Origin of the sequence: Citrobacter sp. MGH 55 (genome assembly GCF_016906145.1) — a bacterium.
GTDB classification, from domain to species: domain Bacteria; phylum Pseudomonadota; class Gammaproteobacteria; order Enterobacterales; family Enterobacteriaceae; genus Citrobacter_A; species Citrobacter_A amalonaticus.
In genome coordinates, this window is the sequence record NZ_CP070239.1 from 846,813 (window position 1) to 850,434 (window position 3,622).

The window sequence follows — 3,622 nt, forward strand, 5'->3', positions numbered from 1 at the left end:
ACCATTCCTGCCCGCAGGACAACCTTCATGATTATCATGTGACTGATGTTAAGCTTTGCGAAACCCTTGTTGATAATCGTAGTTTTTTTTAACTCTCATTTATGTACAGGCAAACAGGCATGCGAAAATTACGACTCCAAATCATAATTATTTTTTTTATTATTTTTTGTTTTGGCTTTTTGGATTTCTTATTCTTTGGATTGGTTATGACGGATTTTTTATCTTTAATGAGGATGGGAGACGTTATTTCTTATAATCAAACTTGTGCACTTATAGGAGCTATACCTCTGGTCATGTATGTTGTGATTGCTATGGTTCGTGTTTTATTTACCGATGATTTGCAATACAAGGCACTTCCCGATCCTTTTGAAGGATGGGTTCTCGCCGCTATCACCTTATTCTTTATAATCGGTTTTATTGCWAACTKTATTGTGCCATTTCTCTTGCTGGCACTTTCCTACCATTCCTGCCCGCAGGACAACCTTCATGATTATCATGTGACTGATGTTAAGCTTTGCGAAACCCTTGTTGATAATCGTAGTTTCTGGTAAGAGCAGTCATAGAAACTGCTAATAATAACGAGAATAAGATTACCTTTTTTATATCGATAACATCCTCACCTCTGATTACCTTTGTCGGTAAAAATTTTATCACGGTAAGTTACAATTTCGTCTGTCACGGACAGAGTCGTGAGCCTATACAAAGTGTCAGGATTCTTTAGCAAAAGTAAATACCCCGACATCCCCTCCGCCAGCCCGTATCCAGTAGAGGTTATCCATCAGATAAATTTGTGATGTAGTGCAAATTAAGGCGGTTCATTACCGGACATACCTTGCAAAAGTTCCTAATCTGGCCGACCTTATATCTATTAATTACGAAGCGCAAAAAAAAATCGCAGTCCCCCATTTTCCACAGTGAAGTGTTAACTATGTTGATTCCGTCCAAACTAAGTCGTCCGGTTCGTCTCGACCATACAGTGGTCCGTGAGCGCCTGTTGGCTAAACTTTCCGGCGCGAACAATTTCAGGCTGGCCCTGATCACAAGTCCTGCAGGTTATGGGAAGACTACGCTCATTTCACAATGGGCCGAACTCGGCTGGTACTCACTGGATGAGGGCGACAACCAGCAGGAGCGTTTTGCCAGCTATCTGATTGCCGCGGTACAGCAGGCCACTAACGGTCATTGCACCACCAGCGAAGTGATGGTGCAAAAACGGCAGTATGTCAGTCTGACTTCGCTTTTTGCGCAGCTCTTTATTGAGCTGGCGGAATGGCATCGCCCGCTGTATCTGGTCATCGACGATTACCATCTTATCACTAATCCGGTGATTCATGAGTCCATGCGCTTCTTCCTGCGTCATCAGCCTGAAAATCTCACGCTGGTGGTACTGTCGCGTAATTTACCGCAGTTGGGGATTGCCAACCTGCGCGTGCGCGACCAGCTTCTGGAGATAGGCAGTCAGCAACTGGCCTTTAATCATCAGGAAGCCAAACAGTTTTTTGACCGCCGCTTATCCTCCCCCATCGAAGCCGCCGAAAGCAGCCGGATGTGTGACGATGTGGCAGGCTGGGCGACCGCATTACAGCTCATCGCCCTCTCTGCGCGGCAAAACAACCACTCAGCGCATCAGTCGGCACGCCGTCTGGCGGGAATTAACGCCAGCCATCTTTCAGATTATCTGGTCGATGAAGTGCTGGACAGCGTCGATGTCAGCACCCGCCTTTTCCTGCTGAAAAGTGCAGTTTTACGGTCAATGAACGATGCGCTGATTGTACGTGTAACCGGCGAAGAAAATGGTCAGATGCGGCTGGAAGAGATCGAGCGGCAAGGGCTTTTCCTGCAACGGATGGATGACTCCGGCGAATGGTTCAGTTATCACCCGCTGTTTGGCAGTTTCCTGCGCCAGCGCTGCCAGTGGGAACTGGCGACCGAGTTACCTGATATCCATCGCGCCGCAGCGGAAAGCTGGATGGCGCAGGGTTTCCCCAGCGAAGCCATCCACCATGCGCTGGCGGCCGGCGATGCGCATATGCTGCGCGATATTTTGCTTAACCACGCGTGGGGATTGTTTAACCACAGCGAACTGGCGCTGCTGGAAGAGTCACTAAAAGCGCTGCCGTGGGAAAGCCTGCTGGAAAACCCGCGTCTGGTGTTGTTACAGGCCTGGCTGATGCAGAGCCAGCATCGCTACAGCGAAGTAAACACCCTGCTGGCCCGTGCCGAACAAGAGATTCAGGGCGTGATGGACAGCACGCTGCATGCCGAGTTTAACGCGCTCCGCGCTCAGGTGGCGATCAACGACGGCAATCCCGATGAGGCTGAACGCCTGGCGAAACTGGCGCTGGATGAGTTGCCCATCGCCTTGTATTACAGCCGTATTGTTGCAACCTCGGTGCACGGCGAAGTGCTGCACTGTAAAGGCGATCTCTCTCGCTCCTTAACACTGATGCAGCAGACCGAACAGATGGCGCGTCATCATGATGTCTGGCACTACGCGCTCTGGAGCTTGATCCAGCAAAGTGAAATCCTCTTTGCCCAGGGTTTTTTGCAGGCCGCCTGGGAAACCCAGGAGAAAGCGTTCCAGTTGATTAAAGATCAGCATCTGGAACAATTGCCCATGCACGAATTTCTGGTGCGCATTCGGGCCCAACTGCTGTGGGCATGGGCGCGACTGGATGAAGCGGAAGCTTCTGCGCGCAGCGGTATCGAAGTGCTTTCCGCCTTTCAGCCGCAACAACAATTACAGTGTCTGGCGCTGTTGGTGCAGTGCTCGCTGGCCCGTGGCGATCTGGACAATGCCCGCAGCCATCTCAACCGCCTGGAGAATCTGCTGGGCAACGGTCACTACCATAGCGACTGGATCTCAAACGCCGATAAAGTTCGGGTGATCTACTGGCAAATGGTCGGCGATAAAAAGTCGGCCGCCAACTGGCTGCGCCAGACGCCGAAACCGGAGTTTGCCAATAACCACTTCCTGCAAGGCCAGTGGCGTAATATCGCCAGAGCGCAAATTCTGCTGGGTGAATTTGAACCCGCTGAAATCGTACTCGAAGAGCTGAATGAAAACGCACGAAGCCTGCGCCTGATGAGCGACCTTAACCGTAACCTGCTGCTGCTCAACCAACTTTACTGGCAGGCCGGGCGCAAAAATGACGCGCAGCGCGTGCTGCTTGATGCCCTGCAATTAGCCAATCGCACCGGATTCATCAGCCATTTCGTGATTGAAGGCGAGTCGATGGCGCAGCAACTACGCCAGCTTATTCAACTGAATACGCTGCCGGAACTGGACCAACACCGCGCGCAGCGCATTCTGCGTGAGATCAACCAGCATCACCGCCACAAGTTCGCCCACTTTGACGAAAGCTTTGTTGAGCGCCTGCTGAACCACCCGGAAGTACCAGAGCTAATCCGCACCAGTCCGCTGACGCAGCGCGAATGGCAGGTGCTGGGGCTGATCTATTCCGGCTACAGCAACGAGCAAATCGCTGGCGAACTGGCGGTAGCGGCGACCACCATCAAGACGCATATCCGTAATTTGTATCAAAAACTGGGCGTGGCGCACCGTCAGGATGCGGTCCAACACGCGCAGCGGCTGCTGAAAATGATGGGTTATGGGGTGTAG

At 51.5% G+C, this 3,622-nt stretch carries 2 protein-coding genes; both read left to right on the plus strand.

The annotated features are described in order from the left end of the window. Nucleotides 1-119 precede the first annotated feature (119 nt). Complete coding sequence (locus JTI98_RS03400) at nt 120-551, plus strand: hypothetical protein (protein ID WP_216081919.1); 432 nt, start codon at nt 120-122, stop codon at nt 549-551. Between the two features lie 377 nt (nt 552-928). After that, nucleotides 929-3,622 carry an HTH-type transcriptional regulator MalT gene (gene malT / locus JTI98_RS03405; protein WP_216081920.1) on the plus strand — a complete coding sequence of 898 codons (2,694 nt, stop codon included), beginning with the start codon at nt 929-931 and terminating at the stop codon, nt 3,620-3,622.

Coding starts and splice junctions, on each gene's coding strand:
- malT (WP_216081920.1), top strand. CDS start 929: ATGTTGATTCCGTCCAAACTAAGTCGTCCGGTTCGTCTCGACCATACA.